Source organism: Roseomonas sp. FDAARGOS_362 (assembly GCF_002754815.1).
Classification (GTDB): domain Bacteria; phylum Pseudomonadota; class Alphaproteobacteria; order Acetobacterales; family Acetobacteraceae; genus Roseomonas; species Roseomonas mucosa.
In genome coordinates, this window is the sequence record NZ_CP024588.1 from 560343 (window position 1) to 579292 (window position 18950).

Genomic DNA, 18950 nt, shown 5'->3' on the forward strand with positions numbered 1-18950 from the left:
GGCAGCGGTTCAGGCCGCGGATCTGCTGCCGGGACAGGGGATGGCAGGCTGAAAGGAGCACCGGAATCGAGAACGGCGGGTTTCCCCGCCGTTCGCCACCCGATCATTCACATCCGGGCCGCTCGCGACAGGGGCCGGAGAGCCCCCGCCACGGCGATGGTTCAGGTGATGGCCAGACGCTGCTCGGCGATCTGGTTCTTCATCGACTTCTGCAGCTTCTCGAAGGCGCGGACCTCGATCTGGCGGACGCGCTCGCGCGAGATGTTGTACTGCTGCGAAAGCTCCTCCAGCGTGGTCGGCTCGTCCTTCAGCCGGCGCTCGATCAGGATATGGCGCTCACGCTCGTTCAGCGTCTTCAGCGCCGTGTCGAGCAGGTAGCGGCGGTTGGACATGTCCTCCCGGTCCGCGAGTTCGCTCTCCTGGCTCTCGCCCTCGTCCACCAGCCAGTCCTGCCACTCGCCCTCGCTGTCGGCGCGCACGGGCGCGTTCAGGCTCTGGTCGGAGGAGGCAAGGCGGCGGTTCATGGACACCACGTCCTGTTCCGGCACCTGCAGCACGCGGGAGATCTTCTCCACCTGCTCCGGCTGCAGGTCGCCTTCCTCCAACGCGGCCATCTGGCCCTTCAGCCGGCGCAGGTTGAAGAACAGCTTCTTCTGCGCGGCAGTGGTGCCCATCTTCACCAGAGACCAGGAGTGCAGGATGTATTCCTGGATCGCGGCGCGGATCCACCACATGGCATAGGTGGCGAGGCGGAAGCCACGGTCCGGGTCGAACCGCTTCACCGCCTGCATCATGCCGACGTTGCCTTCGCTGATCAGTTCGCCCACCGGCAAGCCGTAGCCGCGGTAGCCCATGGCGATCTTCGCGACGAGGCGGAGGTGGGAGGTGACGAGCTTGTGTGCGGCCCCTTCGTCCCCCTTGTCCTTCCAGCTCTTGGCGAGGTTGTACTCCTCCTCCGGCGCCAGCATCGGGAACTTGCGGATCTCCTGGAGGTAGCGGGAAAGATTGCCCTCGGGAGCCATTGGAATCATGGAAGTGGAAGCCATGTATGTACTCGCCTCCTCTCCGGTTTCAGGAGCCCCCGTGACGGCTGGCTCTGAGACCGCTGTGGAATGTGCCCATCCGTTGCCAGGCCCAGCGCGTCGCGGTCGCTCCGGTCACGTCGGAACATGTCTCCGCGACTAACGCCTCAAAGCGGCACCTGGCTGCGGCGGCGCAGCGAGTTTTTAGCGCGTTCGCCCTTTGTTTGCAAGAAAAACCGACTGTCACAGTCGGGTTACTCTCCGTCGCGCTTCAACACGTCCAGCAGGGCCGCCATGTCCGGCGGCAGGGGGGCGGAGAAGCTCAGCGCCTCCCCGGTCACGGGATGGCGGAAGCCCAGCGTGGCGGCGTGCAGGGCTTGCCGCGGAAAGGCCAGCAGGGCCTCCCGCGCCTCCGGGCCGAGCGACTTCGCCGAGGCCGGGGTGCGGCGGAGATAGACCGGGTCCCCCACCAGCGGATGGCCCTTGTGCGAGAGGTGGACCCGGATCTGGTGGGTCCGCCCGGTCGCCAGCCGGCAGCGGAGCAGGGCACAGGCGGCCGCCCAGGCCTGTTCCGTGGCATAGCGGGTGAGGGCGTGCTTGCCGTTCCGCGTGACCACGGCCATGCGCTTCCGGTCCATCGGATGGCGGCCGATATCGCCCTCGATCTCCCCCCTGCCGGGGGAGGGCAGGCCCCAGACCAGCGCCAGGTATTCCCGGTCCAGGTCGCGGGAAGCGAAGGCCTCCGACAGCGCATGGTGCGCTGCCTCGGACTTCGCCACCACCATCACGCCGCTGGTGTCCTTGTCCAGCCGGTGCACGATGCCCGGCCGCTTCTCGCCGCCGATGCCCGTCAGCTCCTCCCCGGCATGGGCCAGCAGGGCGTTCACCAGGGTGCCGTCCAGGTTGCCCGGCGCGGGATGCACGACCAGCCCGGCCGGCTTGTCCAGCACGATCAGGTGCGGGTCCTCGTACAGGATGGTGAGCGGGATCGCCTGGGCCTGCGGCGTCGCCAGCTCCGGTGGCGGGACATGCAGGATGTAGCGGGCCCCCGGCCGCACGGCCTCGGAAGGGTTGGCCACGGGCTGGCCGTCCCGCAGCGCCTCTCCGGCCTCGATCAGCGCCTTGACACGGGATCGGGACAATGCCCCTGACACCTCCGCCAGGACGCGGTCCAGGCGCTGCCCCGCCTGTTCCGGCGTGGCGATGAAATCCAGGGAAAGATCGGGGGTCTGATTGCGCGCGCTCAAGGTGCTCGTCATCGTCATGGGAGTTCTGATTGTCGCGGGCACCGTGGGGCTGATCGCGGTGATCGTCCAGCGCATGTCCGCCGCCACGCCATCCGCCCAGAGGATCGAGGGCGGGCTGGGACAGCCGGCGGGCACCCGCATCCGCGGCCTGGCCGGTGCGGGGGACCGGGTGGCGGTCTGGGTCGAAGGGCCGCAGGGCGAGCGCGTGCTGCTGCTGGACCCGCGTTCCGGCCGGGTGCTGGGCGAGCTGCGCCCCACGGAGTGAATCGGCCGGCCCTGCCCACGCCTGGAACGGTTTCCGCGTGAAGACCCACCCACGCGAGGCAGGGATGCAAATAAGCGGCCCGAGATGGCTTGATCCCCGGCAGAGGCTCCGATAGAAGCCACCTCACCGATGGCCACGTCCCCTTCGTCTAGAGGCCTAGGACACCGCCCTCTCACGGCGGCAACAGGGGTTCGAATCCCCTAGGGGACGCCATTCCGGCAGGTTTCCTGCCGGTCTGAGCCTCACCTGAACGAACCACCCCAAAATCCTCCCATAGAAGCCAGAGCGCGTTTCGCCCGTCACTTCTGGTCTTTCCAGTTCTGTGGCCAGAACGTCGCGGTTGGATTCAGACCGGCCGCTGTCGTCACCGGAAGGATAATCTCCCGGGCGGCTGGAACAGGCCTGGCTTTGCCTCACCTATCGCCCCGGGTCGTCAAAGCCTCATCCGAATGGATGACGCCGGGCACGGCCGCTTGCGCCAAGACGGAACAGGTTCTTCCACAGTCGCAGCGTGAGTGTATGGCATCGGGCGACAAAGGGATGGGTGAAGCCCGTCTTCTGACCTTCCAAGGCCTCAGGGGCGGCCCGACCTGGGAATACCGTGGCGCCCTCATCGAGACGACGGGACAGCGGTTTCCGGATCAGAACTTTCTTCGCATGGCAGGCCATCCGCAGGATGGCGCGCGATTCCCGACGCCCGGCGCCGCCAAGGCGGCCGTGGATGAATGGCTCGACCGGATATAGGGGCGGGCCGTGACCACCATCCCGCGGCACGTGTCCTCAGTCGATCGCGTCGCCCACCGCATGGATCGGCTTGCCGACAGGCCCCCCGACGACAGGCACCACCTGCACCACATCGCCCGTGGCGCGGAAGGGCAGGGCCACCAGTCCACAGCCGCTCAGCATGAGAAGCGCCGCAAGGCACAAGATCAACCGCATGGTCGTCCTCCCTATCCGTCCATCCCGGGTCGCTGCCGCAGGGAAGAACGCGGCCTGTCGGAAAGCGTTGGTGAAGGGGGCTGTTTCAGCGCCGCCGGATCGGCGCCGGCGCGGCATGGTTCGCGGCATCCGCTACGGTGAGCCGAACGAAGCCGCTCCGATGCTGCGTCAGAAATAAGGTCTTCTGGCGGACAGCGCCCGACGAAGATGAGCACTACGAAATCATTATAAGCCTATGATCCCAAGGAACATTATTGAAGCCATGCGGTAATCGGCGGATTTTGGGTGCCGATTGCGTGGGAATGGCGGTCAAAGCGGGGGTTTGGCGGGTCTGTATGACCCAAACACTATCCAGATCGCGACAAGCATCATGCCGCCGGCCAGAAGAAAGGTAAGCCGCATCCCTGCGGCAATAGCCGAGGCCGTCGCATTGGTGAACTCCCCGGTTCCGACGCCAAAGGCAAAGACGGTGCCCATGAGCCATGCGCCCGCGATCAGCCCGATATTACGCGACAGGTTCAGAGCGCCGGAAACCGTGCCGCGCCGCTCCTTCGGCACATCGGCCAATGCGGCTGTGTTGTTGGCCGCCTGAAAGAGCTGGTAGCCCGGCGTCAGCACGATGATGGATAGCAGATAGCCGACGACGCCCATCATGTTCGGTACAAAAGCCAGAAGGAACGCCCCGGCCGCCAGCAGGATGAGCCCGGCGGCGAGCACACGATGGCTTCCCCAGGAATCGACGAGCCATCCGGAAGGAACCCCGCTGAAAATGGCGACCGCCGGGCCGACCGCCATCACGAGACCCACATACATGGCCTCCAGACCGAGATTAAGGGTGAGATAGAAGGGGCCGACCACCAGCGTCGTCATGATGACGGCGGCGACCAGGATATTGACGAGAAGATTGGGCGCAAGGCTCCGGTTCATCACCGACAACAGGCTTGGCGACGGCGCCTTTCCCTTGCCGGGATCATCCGGCAGCGTCGCGACAGCGAAGACCAGTGCAAGAACCGCTAGTGGCATCTGTACCCAGAAGATGCCGCGCCAACCCGTTACCGGGATCAGCAGGCCGCCGAGCGAGGGGCCGAGCGCTGTTCCCATCGCCGATACCGTGCCGAGCAGCCCCATGGCCCGCCCGATACGCGCCTGGCTCGCCATCTCGCGCATCAGCGCCATGGCGAGCGTCATGAGGAAAGCAGCTCCAATGCCCTGTAGTGTCCGCGCGCCGATCAGCAGCCATAGGTTCGGCGCAACCGCGCAGAACAGAGACGCGATGGTAAAGATGGTTAGACCCGCGACGAGCGTTGGCTTCAGCCCGTAACTGTCGCCGAGTCGTCCGGCGACGACGACCGAGACTGTCAGGGCTGCAAGATAGGCGACGACGACTCCCTGCACCTGCGCGAACGGCGCTGAGAATGCCTCTGTCAGCATTGGCAGCGCGATATTGGCGATACTGGTGCCCAGCGACGCCAGCAGCATCGTCAGAGCCAGGGCCATCGTGATTCTCGATTGTGCCTTCGCCGATGCGCGCGACTCCGCCTGTTCCATCGTCTTGCCCTCTTGCCTGAATTTCGTTTCGAGAGCAGGCTGCCACTTCAAGTCGGCTTGAGGTCAAGCATGAAATTTCTGGATATAGGAGAGGTCGCGGCACAAAGCGGAATCAAGCCTTCAGCGCTGCGCTACTACGAGGAAGCCGGGCTGATTTCCTCGGTTTCCCGGCACGGACTGCGTCGCCAGTTTCCGCCCGAGGTGCTCTTGCAACTCAAGCTGATCGCGATGGGCAAGTCGGCGGGGTTTTCGCTCGGCGAGATTGCCGGCATCTTCGGCAAGAACGGCGTGCCGGAACTGCCACGCGACCTGCTTCACCAGAAGGCTGCGGAGATCGACCGCCAGATCCGCGAATTGACCGCGCTGCGCGACACGCTTCGCCATGTCGCCGATTGTCCCGCGCCCTCGCATATGGAGTGCCCGACGTTTCGTCGGCTCATCGACGTGTCGGGCAAACGGGAGGGAAGGCGCAGGAAGGCGGCAAACTCGAAATGAGACCCGGCTACAGGTCACGAGGCTTATCCGGTCCTGAATATTACGAATCGCCAACATCCCGGCTCTTAAGCTGCTCCCAGAATCGGGTTCTGGAGGGAAATCGGCGGCGATTGGTGGTAAATCGTTCTTACGATTGGCCATTTCGGTCAAGGTGGCGGACAGGGTGGGATTCGAACCCACGATACGCTTTTGACGTATACGCACTTTCCAGGCGCGCGCCTTCGACCACTCGGCCACCTGTCCGATGACGGGGCGGATAGCCGAGCCCGGAAGGCAGGGCAAGCCCCCGGACCGCGGATTCATGCCGCGGATCTGTCATGAATGGCGTGCCCGCCTCCGCCACCGCCCTTCCCGGTCCGCTCCGCTCATGCCACCCGGTGCGGCGGCTCCTCGCCACGCCGCAGCAACGCGTCGAGGTTGTCGAGGCAGCGGAAGCCCATGGCGTCGCGCGTCTCCTCGGTGGCGCTGCCCAGATGCGGCAGCAGGGTGACGTTGGGCGCGCCATGATAGCCCTCGAAGATCCGCGGCTCGCCGGCGAAGACATCCAGCCCGGCGGCGCGCAGGTGCCCCGAATGCAAGGCGGCGCAGAGCGCGGCGTCGTCCACCGTGCTGCCCCGGCCCGTGTTCACCACGATGGCGCCCTTGCGGAGCTGCGCGATCCGCCCCGCGTCCAGCCAGTTCCGCGTCGCGGCGCCGCCCGGGATATGCATGGACAGCACGTCCACCGTGCCCAGGAAGGCCTCGTCCGTGGCATGGAAGACCGCACCCTCCTCCTGCTCCGGGGCGAGGCGGCCGCGGTTGCGGTAGTGGATCTCCATCCCGAAGCCCCGCGCCATCCGGGCCAGCGCCTGGCCGATGCGCCCCATGCCCAGGATGCCGAGCCTCTTGCCCTCCAGCGTCACGCCCAGGAGCTGCGTGGGCGACCAGCCGACCCATTCCCGCGCCCGCACCATCCGCTCCGCCTCCCCGGCGCGGCGGGCGCACATCAGGACCAGCAGCATGGCGATCTCCGCCGTGGCCACGCTCAGCACGTCGGGGGTGTTGGTCACCACGATTCCCCGGCGCCGCGCGGCCTCCAGGTCGATATGGTCGGTGCCGACGCTGAAGGTGGCCAGGACCCGCACGCTGTCCGGCAGGGCCGCGATGGTGGCGCCGTCCATCGGGTCGCCCGCGGCGCAGAGGATGCCCTCCACCCCCGCCGCGAGGCGGCACAGCGCCGCCCCGGTCAGCCCGCCATCCTCCGCCCGCGTCACGCAGGCATAGTCCCGCGCCGCGCGTTCCATCACGGCAGGAGGGTAGTGACGGGTGAGCAGGATGCTGGGCTTCGCCATGGCGGGTTCCTTCCCGGAAAGTCCGGCGCGCAGCATGGACTCGCCGGCTGCCCTGTTCCAGGCCGGGCGGCGGCTTGCCTTGGGCCGGCCGGCGGTCCAGCTTCCGGGCGAAACCTGACGGGAAGGGAAAAGCCGATGGATCTCGGTCTGCGGGGCAAGCGGGCGCTGGTGATGGGCGCCTCCAAGGGCCTCGGCCGTTCGGTGGCGGAGGCCCTGGCGGCGGAGGGCGTGGCGCTCGCCATTTCCGGGCGCGAGCAGGCGAGCCTGGACAAGGCCTGCGATTCGCTGCGCTCCCTGGGTGCGCCCAAGGCCGTGGGCATCCCCGCCGATGTCGCGAAGGCAGCCGACATGGATGCCCTGGCCGACGGCGCGCTGGCGGCGCTGGGCGGGGTGGACATCCTCTTCCTGAACCATGGCGGCCCGCCGCCGGGCACCGCGCTGGGGCTGACGCCGGAGATGCTGGAGACCTGGTTCCGCCCGGCCGTGCTCTCGCCGATCCAGGTCGCCAACCGCCTCCTGCCTGGGATGCGGGAACGCCGCTGGGGCCGGATCATCGCGGTGGGCAGCATCGGGATCGAGCAGCCGATCGCCAACCTCGCCATCTCCAACACGCTGCGCGCCGCACTGGCGGGCTGGAGCAAGACCCTTTCGGCCGAGGTGGCGGGGGAGGGGATCACCTGCAACATCCTGGCCCCTGGCGCCTTCCGCACCGCCCGCACGACGGAAACCGCCGAAGCGACGGCGAAGAAGAGCGGCAAGAGCCTGGACGAGGTGATCGCGGCCCGCGCGAAGACCATCCCCGCCGGCCGCATGGGCGAGCCGGACGAGTACGGGCCGATGGCGGCCTTCCTGGCCTCGGACAAGGCCGCCTATCTCACCGGCTGCATCGTCCGGCTCGATGGCGGCGCGACGCTGGGCACCTGAGGATGACGGAAAGGCCCGAGATCTTCGTGGACGGCGATGCCTGCCCGGTGCGCGACGAGGTCTTCCGCACCGCCGCGCGCCTCGGGCTGGTGACGCATGTGGTCTCCAACGGCGCGCGCGGGGTGCGGCTGCCCGAATCGCCGGACATCCGCCGCGTGATCGTGGAGGCCGGCGCGGATGCCGCCGATGACTGGATCGCGGAACATATCCGCCCCGGCGATGTCTGCGTCACCGCCGACATCCCGCTGGCCTCCCGCTGCCTGAAGGCAGGGGCGAGGGCGGTGGCGCCCGGCGGCACCGTCTGGAACGAGGACAATATCGGCCAGGCCCTGGCGGGGCGGGAGGTCTCGCGCCACCTCCGGGAGATCGGCGTGGAAACGCGAGGACACGGGAGCTTCGGCGCGAAGCAGCGTTCCCGCTTCCTTCAGGCGCTGGATGCCGAGATCCAGACCAGCCTGCGCGGCGCGGCGCCGAAACCGGCCTCCTGGCCGGATTTCTTCGCCTGAAAACACCGCCACCGGGGACAGGGCGATCACATGAAGGATCGTCCATCTTGCAGCGGCCGCGCCCGGTCCCGACATGGGGCGCATGATCGACGCCAAGAACCTCCTCGACCGTTTTCTCGGCCAGGGCGCCGCTGCCGGGGCGCTGCGCCAGATGGCCGGGGGCTCCACGCCGGCACGCCGCCCTGAGCCGGCGCCAGGGCAGGGCGGAAATTCGCCCTGGACCAGTCCGGGCGGCACCTCCGCGGGAGGTTCCGGCCTGAACCTGCCCGGTGGCTTCACCGGCGGCTCCACCGGCGGCTCCACCGGTGGCTCCCTGGGCGGGCTGGCCGATGCCGCGCGGCAGGCGATGGGCCAGTCCGGCAAGGGCGGGCTCGCGGCCAGCGGCGCGGCGGGCGGGCTGCTGGGCCTGCTGGTCGGCGGCGGAAAGAAGAAGAGCGGGCTGAACCGCGCGCTCACCCATGGCGGCGCCGCGTTGCTCGGTGCCCTGGCCAGCCGGGCCTACGAGAACTGGCAGAAGGGGCAGGCGCCCCACCAGTCGCCGCTGGCCACGCCGCAGGAGGCCGAGCGGGTGGAGCAGCGCTTCCTCCCCGCCGCGAAGCCGGCCTCGGACGGCCAGCCCTTCGAGCTGGCGCTCATCCGCGCCATGATCGCCGCCGCCAAGGCGGACGGGCATATCGACGCGGAGGAACAGCGCCGGATCTTCGCGAAGGTGGATGAGGCCGGGCTGGATGCCGAGGCCAAGGGCTTCGTCTTCGACGCGCTGGCCGCGCCGGCCGGCGTCTCGGAGGTCGCAGCCTCCGCCAGCACGCCGGAACAGGCGGCGGAGCTCTATCTCGCCTCCCGCCTCGCCGTGGACCCGGACCAGCCGGCGGAACGCGCCTATCTGGAGGCGCTGGCCCACCGGCTGAAGCTGCCGGAGGGCCTGGCGGCGCATCTGGACCGCCAGGCGGAAGGCACGGCGGAAGGCTGAGCCTCCCGCCCGCGCCTCAGCCCTCCACGCCCTTCGGCATCCCCATCTCCACCAGCCGCGCATACATGGCGGAGCCATAGGGGATCGAGGCGTCGTCGAACCTGTAGCCCGGATGGTGCGGCGAGAAGCCTTCCTCGCCGTTGCCCACGTTCAGATAGGCGCCCGGCACCTTCTCCAGCATGAAGGAGAAGTCCTCCGACCCCATCACCGGCGGCTTGCCCACGGTCAGCCTCTCCTCGCCGACCAGGTCCTTCGCGGCCGCGATCACGCTGTCCACATGCTCCGCCGTGTTGACCGTGGGGGCGAAGATCAGCCGCCACTCCACGCTCGCCGTGGCGCCGAAGCCTGTGGCGATGCCGTCGGACAGCCGGCGCATCGCCTCCTCGATCTGCTGGCCCACCTCGCGCGAGAAGAAGCGCGCCGTGCCGGAGATCGCGGCGGTCTGCGGGATGACGTTGTAGGCGTCGCCCCCCTGCACCTTGGTCACGCTCACCACCGCCTGCTCGCGCGGCGACAGGTTGCGCGAGACAATGGACTGCAGCGCGGTCGCGATGTGGCAGGCGGTCAGCACCGGGTCGATGCTGCCCTCCGGCCGCGCGCCATGCGAGCCCTTGCCGCCGATGGTGATGTCGAAGAAGGCGCCGCCCGCCATGGCCGGGCCGTTGCGCACCGCGAAGGTGCCGACCGCCATGCCGGTGTGGTTGTGCATGCCGAAGATGCGGTCGCAGGGGAAACGCTCGAACAGCTTGTCCTCCAGCATCGCCAGCGCGCCGCCGCAGCCTTCCTCGCCCGGCTGGAAGATGAAGTTCACCGTGCCGTTGAAGTTCCGCGTCTCGGCCAGATACCGCGCGGCACCCAGCAGCATCGTGGTATGCCCGTCATGGCCGCAGGCATGCATCTTCCCCGGCACGGTGGAGGCATAGGGCAGGTCCGTCATCTCCTGCATCGGCAGCGCGTCCATGTCGGCGCGCAGGCCGATCGACTGCGCGCCGTTGCCGGAACGCAGCACGCCGACGACGCCGGTCACGCCGACGCCGCGATGCACCTCGATCCCCCATTCCTCCAGCTTCCGCGCCACGATGTCGGCGGTGCGGTGCTCCTCCAGCCCCAGCTCGGGATGCATGTGCAGGTCATGGCGAATTGCCTCCAGCTCGGGCTGGTAGGCCTTGATTCTCTCGAACGCGGTCATCGTGTCTTTTCCGGTTTCAGGCGCGCTTGATGCCCCAGAAGACGAAGAGCCCCTTCGGCACGTCGCGGAGATTGCTGCGATAGGCGGTCTTGTAGAGATACTGGCCGGTGGGCAGGAACGGCACCTCCTGGAAGGCCACGCGCTGGATGTCACCCGCGATCCTCTTCTGGGTCTCCAGGTCCGGCGCGTCGAGCCAGGCCTCCTTCAGCCGCTCGATCTCCGGGATGTCCGGCCAGCCGAAGAAGCCGCTCCTGCTGCCGCCGCAGCGGAGCACCTGCGTCACCGCCGGGTTCACCATGTCGAGTCCGGCCCAGGTGGTGTTGAACATGCTCCAGCCGCCCTTCTCGGGGGAATCCTTGCTGGCACGGCGCTGCACCAGCGTGCCCCAGTCGGAAACGACATAGTCCACATTCATCCCGAGGCGGCGCAGCAGGTCGTTGCAGACCTCGCCCAGCGCGGCGAGGACGGGGTTGTCGCTCGGCGCCATCAGCACCACGCGCTCGCCCTTGTAGCCCGCCTCGGCCAGCTCGCGCTTCAGCGCCGCCATGTCCCGCTTGCCGGTGATCACCGACAGGTCGGTGTCGTTGGCCATCGGCGAGCCCGGGGTGAAGATGCCGATCCCCGCCTTCCACAGCGACGTGTCGGTGCCCGCGGCGGCGGTCATGAAATCCTCCTGCGACATGGCGCGCAGGACGACGCGGCGGACCGCTGCCTTGTCGAAGGGCGGGAAGAGATGGTTGAAGCAGCCGGTGCCCAGCGTGCCGAGCGGCGTGGCGACCTCCGTCCGGATGCCGCGATTGCCCTCCAGGATCGGCAGCAGGTCGTTCGGCGGGTTCTCCCACCAGTCCACCTCGCCGTTCTGCAGCGCGGCGGTGGCGGTGCCGGGGTCGGGCATCACGTTCCACTCGACGCGGTCGAAGTTCACGATCTTCGGCCCGGCGCCCCATTCCACCGTGCCGTCCCCGCGCGGCACGTAGTCCTTGTTCTTCTCATAGACCACGCGGGCGCCGACCACGCGCTCGTCGGCCTTCCAGCGGAAGGGGCCGGAGCCGATCACCTCCTTGATCTGCACCGCCGGGTCCGTTTGCGCCAGGCGCTCGGGCATGATCAGCAGCGCGGGCGGGCCGACCTTGGCCAGCGTGTCCAGCATCGCGCCGAAGGGGCGCTTGAGGCGGATCACGAAGCTGCGGTCGTCGGGCGCGCTCATCTCCTCGGTGCGGGCCATCAGCGCGCCGCCCAGCGAATCCCGCTGCGCCCAGCGGCGGATCGAGGCGATGCAGTCGCGCCCGCGCACCGGCTCGCCGTCATGGAACTTCAGCCCCTCGCGCAGGCGGAAGGTCCAGAGCTTGCCATCGTTCCCGACGGTGTGGCCCTCGACCATCTGCGGCTGCGGCTTGAGCTGCGCGTCCAGCCCGTAGAGCTGGTCCCAGATCATCAGCCCATGCGTGCGGGTGATATAGGCGGTGGTCACCACCGGATCGATCACCGTCAGATCCGCCTGCGGCACGTAGGTCAGGACACGGGAGCCGGCGGATTGCGCCAGCGACGGGCGCGGCATGACGGCGGCGGCCGCGGCCCCGGCCAGCAGGGTGCGTCGGTACATGGTTCGGGAAGCTCCACCGTAAGCAAGGGATCGAGCCCGGGACTGGCGCGGCGCCTCGGCGCTTCTGCGGCACAGGAAACACGCCCCGGAAGGAAGGGGCAAGGGGAGGCGGCCCGCGGATGCCGGGCCGGCGCCCGCCCCATGCCACCGATCTTTCCGTTGACGGCTTTCCCTCGCCGTCCTAGGCATCGTCCCGCCGCGACGGTTCCGCCGCGGCTCCAGGAGGAACGGAATCATGTCGGAGATCGCGGAAACCCGCTGATCGGAGCGCTTCGGCAGCTCCCCCCGGCCACGTCCATCGTAGCCGGTCCGATGACGGCATCGCCGCCCCGCATGAACCCTTCCCGGCAATCCCCCATGACGCCCTCCCGCCGGATCAGGCCCTTCGCCTGACCGATCCCCGCCATCCCCGCCCGCGCCGAATCCGGCATGGGCAGGGCCGGTCCCGACCATCTCCGCACAGGCCGCCGCCACGCCGCGCCCCATGACGCGCCAGGCGACGGCGGCCGCACAGGACATGCCATGCAGGTCACTCTCTCCGCCGGGCGCCGCAAGGCCGCGACCGGCTTCATTCTCGTCACCGCCATGCTCGACATCATGGCGATGGGCATCGTCATCCCCGTCCTGCCGGTGCTGATCGAGGAGTTCTCCGGCTCCAATGCCCGGGCCGGGATCGTCAACGGGCTCTTCGTCACGCTCTGGGCGGGGATGCAGTTCCTGGCCTCGCCGCTGATCGGCTCGCTCTCCGACCGCTACGGGCGGCGGCCCACCATCCTGGTCTCGGCGGCCGGGCTGGCGGCGGACTACGTGCTGATGGCCCTGGCGCCCAGCCTCTGGTGGCTGGCGCTCGGCCGGCTCATCGCGGGGGTCACCTCGGCCAGCTTCACCACCGTCTATGCCTACATGGCCGACGTCACCGCGCCGGAAGGGCGGGCCCGCGCCTATGGCCTGATCGGCAGCGCCTTCAGCGCCGGCTTCGTCGCCGGGCCGCTGCTGGGCGGGGTGCTGGGCGACATCTCGCCGCGCATGCCCTTCTGGGTGGCGGGGGGCCTGAGCGGCGTCGCCTTCCTCTACGGCCTGCTGGTCCTGCCGGAATCCCTGCCGCCGGAGCGGCGCATGGCCTTCTCCTGGCGCCGCGCCAACCCCTTCGGGGCGCTGCGCCTGCTGCGCTCGAAGGCGGAGCTCACGGGCCTCGCCTGCGTCACCTTCCTCCTGCATTTCGGGCACACCGTCTTCCTGGCGGTCTTCGTGCTCTATGCCGGGGAACGCTACGGCTGGGGTCCCTGGCAGGTCGGGCTGCTGCTGGCCGCGGTCGGCGCGCTGGACATGGTGGTGCAGGGGCTGGTGGTGGGGCCGGTGGTCCGCCGCCTCGGCGACCACAGGACCATGGTGATCGGCCTGTTCTGCGGCACGGTGGGCGTGGCGGGCATGGGGCTCGCCCCCACGGGCACGCTCTTCGCCCTGACCCTGCTGCCCAACGCCTTCTGGGCCCTGGCCATGCCGACCCTGCAATCGCTGATGACCCGGCAGGTCTTGGAGTCGCAGCAGGGGCAGCTCCAGGGCGCGGTGATGAGCGTGGTCAGCATCGCCGGGATCGTGGCGCCGCTCTTCTTCGGGGGCATCTACGCCGCCACGGTGGAAGAAGGCTCGGCACTGCCCTGGCCCGGCCTGTCCTTCCTGATCGCCGCCCTGCTGCTGCTGGCGGCGGCGCTGCTCGGCTGGCGGCTCGGCCGGCGCCCTGCCCTCGCGGCGCCCTGAGGCTCGGACGGGGGCCGGGAGTTGGCAGCCCCCCTTGCCCCCGGCCGCGCCGCCCGGCAGGAAAGCGCCATGAGGAGCCCAGCTAAACTTCCGCCGGCCGCCGCCGCCCGGTCCCGGCTGCTGGAAGACCAGGCGATGCTGCGCGCCCGCTTCATGCGGGCACGGCTGGCCGAGGTCTCGGCCCGCTTCGAGCCGGCCTTCCGCAACCTGCTGCTGGCCCGCCTGAAGGAGGCCTCGGCCCGGGATTCGCGCTTCGCGGACCTGGCGGCCCGCCTGCTGCACCTGCCGTCGCGCCCCGGCCCGCATCTCTGACACGGCGAAAGGCGCGGCGCCGTCCTTCAAGTCTGTGCCAGGGAAGCGCGGCGCCATTCTTCAAGTCTGTGCGGCCCGGGGGATGACGTCTAAGCCTCCCCGAAAGTGACTTTCGAGGAAGGCCGCCCATGCCACGGAAACTGCCGCTGCTCCTGTCCTGCTCGCTGCTCGCCCTGGCGGCGGCGGGGCGTGCCGGGGCGGCGGAACTGCCGGTCCGCGCCGTGACGCTGTCCTCCGCCGGGATCGCGCAATACGAGCGCACCGGGCGGCTGGAGGCCGGGGAGGGGGTTTCCTTCCGCGTCCCGGTCGATTCCGTCGACGACCTGCTCAAGAGCCTCGCCGTCTCCGACCCGGCCGGGCGCGTCCTGGGCATCCGCCTGCCGGCGCGCGACCTGGCGGAGGCGGCGCTGCGCGGCCTGCCGCTGCGGCCTGAGGATTTCGCCGGGCGCGCGGCGCTGCTGAACGCCCTGCGCGGGCAGGAGGTCACGGTGGGCGAGCTCGCCGGCCGCCTCGCCGGGGCGATCGAGGACGAAAAGGGCCTGCACGTCTCCCTGGTGACGGAGAAGGGCATCGCCGGCGCCACGGTCGGGGAGGGGGTGGAGGTCACGCTGCGCGACACCGCCCTGGCCGCCCGCATCCGCCGCGCCGCCGAGGCCCTGGCCGCGGCGGGGACAGGGCAGGAGCGGCAGGTCGAGATCGCGCTCCAGGCCGACCGGGCGCGGGAGGTGACGCTGCGCTATGTCGCCGGGGCGCCGCTCTGGAAGCCCTCCTGGCGCATCGAGGCGCCGGCCGCCGGGACCGCCGGCGATGCCGCGAAGGCCCGGCTGCAGGGTTGGGCGGTGGTGGAGAACCTTTCCGGCGCCGACTGGGAGGGGGTGCGGCTGACCCTGCTCTCGGGAGAGGCCGCGTCCTATCGCCAGAACCTCTACGACCCCATCCTGGTGGAGCGGCCGGAGATCCCCGTGGCGCATGCCGCGCCGGTGCTGGTGGACCCCGATACCGGCGCCCGCCCGGCCCCGCCCGCGCCGCCGGCACCCCCGGCCGGGGCCGCGATCGGCTCCCTGGCCGCGCGCCCGGCCTATCGCATGGGGGCCGATGCCGCCGAGGCCGCGGCGCCCGCCTCCATGGCGCCTCCCGCGGCCGAGGCCACTGCGGAGCTCGCCCCGGGCCGGATCGCCTTCACCCTGCCGGAGCCGCTCAGCCTGCGCGGCGGGGAAACGGCGAACATCCCCTTCCTGGATGCGGGAATCCCGGCGGAACGGGTCTGGTGGGTGCAGGACGCCGGTGCCCGCTTCCCGCTGGCGGCGCTGCGCCTGCGCAACGACACCGGCCGCACCCTGCCGGCCGGGCTGGCCACGGTCTATGGCGCGACCGGTCCGGAGGCGGGCAGCTTCCTCGGCGACGCCCAGCTCGCCACCCTGCCGCCGGGGGAAAGCCGGGTGATCGCCTTCGGGCGCGACCGCGACGTGCAGCTCTCCAGCCGCATCAGCCGGACCGAGCGTTCCACCGGCATCCGCTTCGAGCGCAACCGGGTGATCCGTGACTTCGACCGGATCGAGGAAGTGGCCTTCGCCATCGACCCGCATGGCGCGAAGGGCCGGATGCTGATCGACCTGAAGCGGCGGCCGGAAATGGAGCCGGTCTTCGAGGCCGCCCCGGTGGGTGGCGACAGCCTGCGCCACGAGACGGTGCTGGACGGAAACGCGGCCACCCTGCGCCTCGCCTTCCGCCAGCCCGGGCACCAGCCCATCCCGCTCTGGGACCCCGGCCTCGGCGACCCCGCGCTGCTGCCCTGGCGCGGCCTGGACCTGAACGCCGACCTCTCGCACCTGCCCGGCGGACCGCTGAACGGGCCGGGGGTGCTGGAGCGCCTGCGCGAGGTGCTGGCCGACCTGCCCGAGGCCGCCGGCGGCCGGGCGGAGCTCGCCGGGCTGGTGGAGGCCCTGGCGGAACAGCGCCGCCTGCTGGGCGTGTTCCAGGCGGCGGCGCGGGAGGCCGGGCTGGCCGATGCCGCCCTGGTCCGCGCCCGCGCCGCGGCGGAAGACCGCAGCGGCCAGGCCCGGGAACAGGCGCGGGCCCAGCTGAACCGCGCCTCGCAGGAGGCCGAGCGTACCGGACAGGCGGCGGACGCGGCCTGGGCCGCCTGGCAGGAGGGCGTCCAGGCGCTGCGGGCCCGCACCGGCTGAGGCCAGGCTGGGGATCGGACATGGGGATCGGGCATGGCCGGGGGCACAACCCTTGGCCCTGCCGTTCGTTTTTCCGGCCAGGCGGAGCGTGGCGCTCAACATGCCGCGCACCCCCCCGGTTCAACGGAATGGCGAGGAGTATTCCCATGGCAGACGCGAAGAACCGCAAGGTGGCCATCCTGGCGACGGACGGCGTCGAGCGGGTGGAGCTGACGGAGCCGATGAAGGCGCTCCGCGACGCCGGGGCCGAGGTCGTGGTGCTGTCCCTGAAGTCCGGCGAGATCCAGGCCATGGACGAGGACGTGAAGCCCTCCGAGAAGATCAGGGTGGACCTGGAGGTTTCGGCAGCGAAGCCCGAGGCGTTCGACGCGCTGGTCCTGCCCGGCGGCACCACCAACCCCGACAAGCTGCGCCAGGATGAGTCGGCGGTGGCTTTCGTGAAGGGCTTCGCGCATTCCGGCAAGCCGGTGGCAGCGATCTGCCACGGCCCCTGGATGCTGGTGGAAGCCGGGGCGGTGAAGGGACGGAAGATGACCTCCTACCCCTCGCTGAAGACCGACCTCCGCAACGCCGGGGCGGAATGGGTGGACGAGACCTGCGTGGTGGACGGCAACTTCATCACCTCCCGCAATCCCAAGGACCTGCCGGCCTTCTGTGATGCCGTGGTGCGGGCGGTGGAACAGGCAGCGCCGCGCAAGGCGGCCTGAGACCCGCTGGCCGGACGGCCCTCGCCGCCCGGAATGGCGCGCAGGGCGACCGTGCCCCGGGCGAGGACAGGGGAGGACCTGTTACAGCACGACACCCGACAGCCGGTTGTGCTGTTCCGCCCCTCATGCGACCTCCGCGCCCGATGACAAGGGTAACGGAGGTTTCCATGCTTGGCTGGTCGCGGGTGCTGACGGGGGTTCTCTGCCTGTCCGTCCCGGCTTTCGCCCTGGCGGCCCCGACCCCAGCCCCGGCGCCGGATACGCCCGCGGCCCGTCCCGGCGATGCCGCGCCGGCCGGGGCGCCGGACCCTTCCGCCCGGCCCCCCGCCGTGCCTGCCAAGCCTTCCCTGGCCGCGCTCTGGAACGCGCTGCCGGGCGAGGCGGGTGGCTTCCGCCGCAAGGAGGTGGAACAGCCTTCCCCCAGTCCGGAAGGAGTGGAAGGGCTGATCGCCCGCTATGCGGGGCCTTCCGGCCGCGCCACCGTCTATCTCTACGGCAAGCCCACGGAAACGGTGCCGGACGGGCCCTTCTCCGCCGTGCTGGCGGCGGAACTGGCCAGCGAAGCCGCCTATCTGCGCACCGAGTTGCAGCGCGGCGAGGGTGGCGTCCGGCTGCTGGCCCAGCGCCATGCCGATCTGGGCGTGGGAGGCGGCACGCCCGTGATCTCCTGCGAGGCCTTCGACCTGATGGCCGGCAAGAAGCCGCAGGAGCAGACCCTGTGCATGAGCGGCGTGGCCGGCCGCATGCTGAAGCTGCACCTGATCACCGAGCCGAAGCCCAAGGAAGAGGAGGAGCTCCGCCGCAACATCGCGCGCTTCGCGGTAGAGATGGTGCGCGCGCTGCACGGGCCCGGGCGCGGCTGACCCGGCGGAGCCCTGGCGGCTGTGGCGATGTGCCGCATAATGCCGGCATCCCCGCCCGAGCAGGAGCCTTGCCGATGGTCGCCCGAATCGTGTTCCTCGACCCTCTGAGCCCGCAGCGCATGGAGGCGCTGAACGGGCTCCTGCCGCCCGGCTTCTCGATCTTCACCACCACCGCGCGGGACGAGGCCACCCAGGCCGCCGCGATCGCCGAGGCCGACTACGCCATCTCCGGCGACGTGCCGGTGACCGGCGCGATGATGCGCGGCGCGAAGCAGCTCCGGGGCGTCCACAAATGGGGTGTCGGCATCGACAACTTCGACCTCGGTACGGCGCGCGAGTTGGGCATCCGCATCATGCGCACCACCGGCAGCAACGCCGTGCCGGTGGCCGAGACGGCGCTGGCGATGATGATGGCCACGGCGCGCGGCATCCTGCCGGGGCACAAGGGGCTGGAGCGCGGCGAATGGCTCAAGGGGGCCGTGGGCCAGCACTGCTTCATGCTCAGCGGCAAGACCGTCGGCATCGTCGGGCTGGGCTATATCGGCAAGAGCCTGGCGCGGCTCCTGCGCGGCTTCTCCTGCCGCGTCCTGTACAGCAAGCCGAACCGGCTCAATCCGGCGGAGGAGGCGGAGCTCGGCGTGGAGCACGTGCCCTTCGAGACGCTGCTCGCGGAATCCGACGTCATCTCGCTGCATTGCGCGCTGACGCCGCAGACGCGCGGCCTCTTCGCCGCGCCGCAGTTCCGGGCGATGAAGAAGACCGCCGTGCTGGTCAACGTCGCCCGTGGCGGCGTGGTGGTGGAATCCGATCTGGTCGAGGCCCTGCGCGCCGGCGAGATCCAGGCCGCCTGCGTCGATGTCTTCGAGACCGAGCCGGTGCCGGCGGACCATCCGCTGCTGCACATGGAGAACGTGATCGTCACGCCGCATATCGGCGCCGCCGCACGCGACAACTTCGCCGCCACCGTCACCCGCATGTACCGCAACATCGCCAGCGTCGAGCATGGCGAGCCGGTGGCGCCGCTCGACCTCGTGGTCTGATGCCGGTGCCGGTGCCGGTGCCTGGGCGGGCTCAGCCCCGGCCCG

At 70.1% G+C, this 18950-nt stretch carries 19 protein-coding genes and 2 tRNA genes; 13 read left to right on the forward strand and 8 right to left on the reverse strand.

All coding sequences use genetic code 11. From position 1 onward, the window contains the following. Positions 1 to 161 precede the first annotated feature (161 nt). Both rpoH and CTJ15_RS07375 read right to left on the reverse strand, forming a co-directional pair. Complete coding sequence (gene rpoH, locus CTJ15_RS07370; RefSeq protein WP_019460115.1) at positions 162 to 1022, reverse strand: RNA polymerase sigma factor RpoH; 861 nt, start codon at positions 1020 to 1022, stop codon at positions 162 to 164. Between the two features lie 254 nt (positions 1023 to 1276). After that, the gene (locus CTJ15_RS07375; protein WP_369923829.1) at positions 1277 to 2287 is read right to left on the reverse strand and encodes an RluA family pseudouridine synthase; all 1011 of its coding nucleotides are present in this window, start codon (positions 2285 to 2287) and stop codon (positions 1277 to 1279) included. Here CTJ15_RS07375 and CTJ15_RS07380 point away from each other — a divergent pair. The 3 genes from CTJ15_RS07380 to CTJ15_RS07390 all read left to right on the forward strand — a co-directional run bounded on the left by CTJ15_RS07380 (position 2256) and on the right by CTJ15_RS07390 (position 3278). After that, the gene (locus CTJ15_RS07380; protein ID WP_019460117.1) at positions 2256 to 2534 is read left to right on the forward strand and encodes a DUF6476 family protein; all 279 of its coding nucleotides are present in this window, start codon (positions 2256 to 2258) and stop codon (positions 2532 to 2534) included. The genes CTJ15_RS07375 and CTJ15_RS07380 overlap by 32 nt on opposite strands. A gap of 137 nt (positions 2535 to 2671) precedes the next feature. Continuing rightward, positions 2672 to 2747, forward strand: a tRNA-Glu gene (locus tag CTJ15_RS07385). A 240-nt stretch (positions 2748 to 2987) separates the two neighbouring features. Next, positions 2988 to 3278, forward strand: coding sequence for a hypothetical protein (locus CTJ15_RS07390; RefSeq protein WP_151904030.1), 291 nt, complete (start codon positions 2988 to 2990; stop codon positions 3276 to 3278). A gap of 36 nt (positions 3279 to 3314) precedes the next feature. Here the strand turns inward: CTJ15_RS07390 and CTJ15_RS07395 are convergent, their stop codons facing one another. Together CTJ15_RS07395 and CTJ15_RS07400 are read right to left on the reverse strand one after the other, a co-directional pair. After that, positions 3315 to 3473, reverse strand: coding sequence for a DUF6726 family protein (locus tag CTJ15_RS07395; protein ID WP_019460118.1), 159 nt, complete (start codon positions 3471 to 3473; stop codon positions 3315 to 3317). A gap of 309 nt (positions 3474 to 3782) precedes the next feature. Next, on the reverse strand, positions 3783 to 5072 hold the full coding sequence (locus CTJ15_RS07400) for an MFS transporter (protein ID WP_226946072.1): 1290 nt from the start codon (positions 5070 to 5072) through the stop codon (positions 3783 to 3785). 18 nt (positions 5073 to 5090) lie between these two features. On the opposite strand from CTJ15_RS07400, the gene CTJ15_RS07405 reads away from it, so the two are divergent. Beyond that, positions 5091 to 5516, forward strand: a complete 426-nt coding sequence (locus tag CTJ15_RS07405) for a helix-turn-helix domain-containing protein (RefSeq protein ID WP_099781406.1) — start codon at positions 5091 to 5093, stop codon at positions 5514 to 5516. A 152-nt stretch (positions 5517 to 5668) separates the two neighbouring features. Here CTJ15_RS07405 and CTJ15_RS07410 read toward each other — a convergent pair. Both CTJ15_RS07410 and CTJ15_RS07415 read right to left on the reverse strand, forming a co-directional pair. Continuing rightward, positions 5669 to 5759 (reverse strand) — tRNA-Ser (locus CTJ15_RS07410). 122 nt (positions 5760 to 5881) lie between these two features. Beyond that, positions 5882 to 6847 (reverse strand): D-glycerate dehydrogenase, encoded by a 966-nt coding sequence (locus CTJ15_RS07415; protein ID WP_019460120.1) that lies wholly within the window; start codon positions 6845 to 6847, stop codon positions 5882 to 5884. A 135-nt stretch (positions 6848 to 6982) separates the two neighbouring features. Between CTJ15_RS07415 and CTJ15_RS07420 the strand changes: the two genes are divergently transcribed. The 3 genes from CTJ15_RS07420 (at position 6983) to CTJ15_RS07430 (ending at position 9247) form a co-directional block, all read left to right on the forward strand. Next, a complete protein-coding gene (locus CTJ15_RS07420; protein WP_019460122.1) occupies positions 6983 to 7771 on the forward strand; it encodes an SDR family oxidoreductase in 789 nt (262 codons plus the stop codon). A 2-nt stretch (positions 7772 to 7773) separates the two neighbouring features. Next, positions 7774 to 8277, forward strand: coding sequence for a YaiI/YqxD family protein (locus CTJ15_RS07425; protein WP_099781407.1), 504 nt, complete (start codon positions 7774 to 7776; stop codon positions 8275 to 8277). 82 nt (positions 8278 to 8359) lie between these two features. After that, positions 8360 to 9247, forward strand: a complete 888-nt coding sequence (locus CTJ15_RS07430; RefSeq protein WP_226946073.1) for a tellurite resistance TerB family protein — start codon at positions 8360 to 8362, stop codon at positions 9245 to 9247. A 16-nt stretch (positions 9248 to 9263) separates the two neighbouring features. Here the strand turns inward: CTJ15_RS07430 and CTJ15_RS07435 are convergent, their stop codons facing one another. Next, positions 9264 to 10436, reverse strand: a complete 1173-nt coding sequence (locus CTJ15_RS07435; protein ID WP_099781409.1) for a M20 aminoacylase family protein — start codon at positions 10434 to 10436, stop codon at positions 9264 to 9266. A gap of 16 nt (positions 10437 to 10452) precedes the next feature. Next, positions 10453 to 12039, reverse strand: a complete 1587-nt coding sequence (locus CTJ15_RS07440) for an ABC transporter substrate-binding protein (protein ID WP_099781410.1) — start codon at positions 12037 to 12039, stop codon at positions 10453 to 10455. A 522-nt stretch (positions 12040 to 12561) separates the two neighbouring features. Here CTJ15_RS07440 and CTJ15_RS07450 point away from each other — a divergent pair. The 6 genes from CTJ15_RS07450 (at position 12562) to CTJ15_RS07475 (ending at position 18905) form a co-directional block, all read left to right on the forward strand. Continuing rightward, positions 12562 to 13797 (forward strand): TCR/Tet family MFS transporter, encoded by a 1236-nt coding sequence (locus CTJ15_RS07450; protein WP_075821412.1) that lies wholly within the window; start codon positions 12562 to 12564, stop codon positions 13795 to 13797. 69 nt (positions 13798 to 13866) lie between these two features. Then, positions 13867 to 14109: a hypothetical protein gene (locus tag CTJ15_RS23910; RefSeq protein ID WP_019460129.1), complete on the forward strand. Its 243-nt coding sequence runs from the start codon at positions 13867 to 13869 to the stop codon at positions 14107 to 14109. A 128-nt stretch (positions 14110 to 14237) separates the two neighbouring features. Then, positions 14238 to 16295: a hypothetical protein gene (locus tag CTJ15_RS07455; RefSeq protein WP_099781411.1), complete on the forward strand. Its 2058-nt coding sequence runs from the start codon at positions 14238 to 14240 to the stop codon at positions 16293 to 16295. Positions 16296 to 16441: 146 nt separating this feature from the next. Next, the gene (locus CTJ15_RS07460; RefSeq protein WP_058390364.1) at positions 16442 to 17002 is read left to right on the forward strand and encodes a type 1 glutamine amidotransferase domain-containing protein; all 561 of its coding nucleotides are present in this window, start codon (positions 16442 to 16444) and stop codon (positions 17000 to 17002) included. Between the two features lie 167 nt (positions 17003 to 17169). Further along, positions 17170 to 17865 carry a hypothetical protein gene (locus CTJ15_RS07470; protein WP_193009649.1) on the forward strand — a complete coding sequence of 232 codons (696 nt, stop codon included), beginning with the start codon at positions 17170 to 17172 and terminating at the stop codon, positions 17863 to 17865. A gap of 74 nt (positions 17866 to 17939) precedes the next feature. Then, positions 17940 to 18905, forward strand: a complete 966-nt coding sequence (locus CTJ15_RS07475; RefSeq protein WP_099781414.1) for a 2-hydroxyacid dehydrogenase — start codon at positions 17940 to 17942, stop codon at positions 18903 to 18905. Positions 18906 to 18950: the final 45 nt, after the last annotated feature.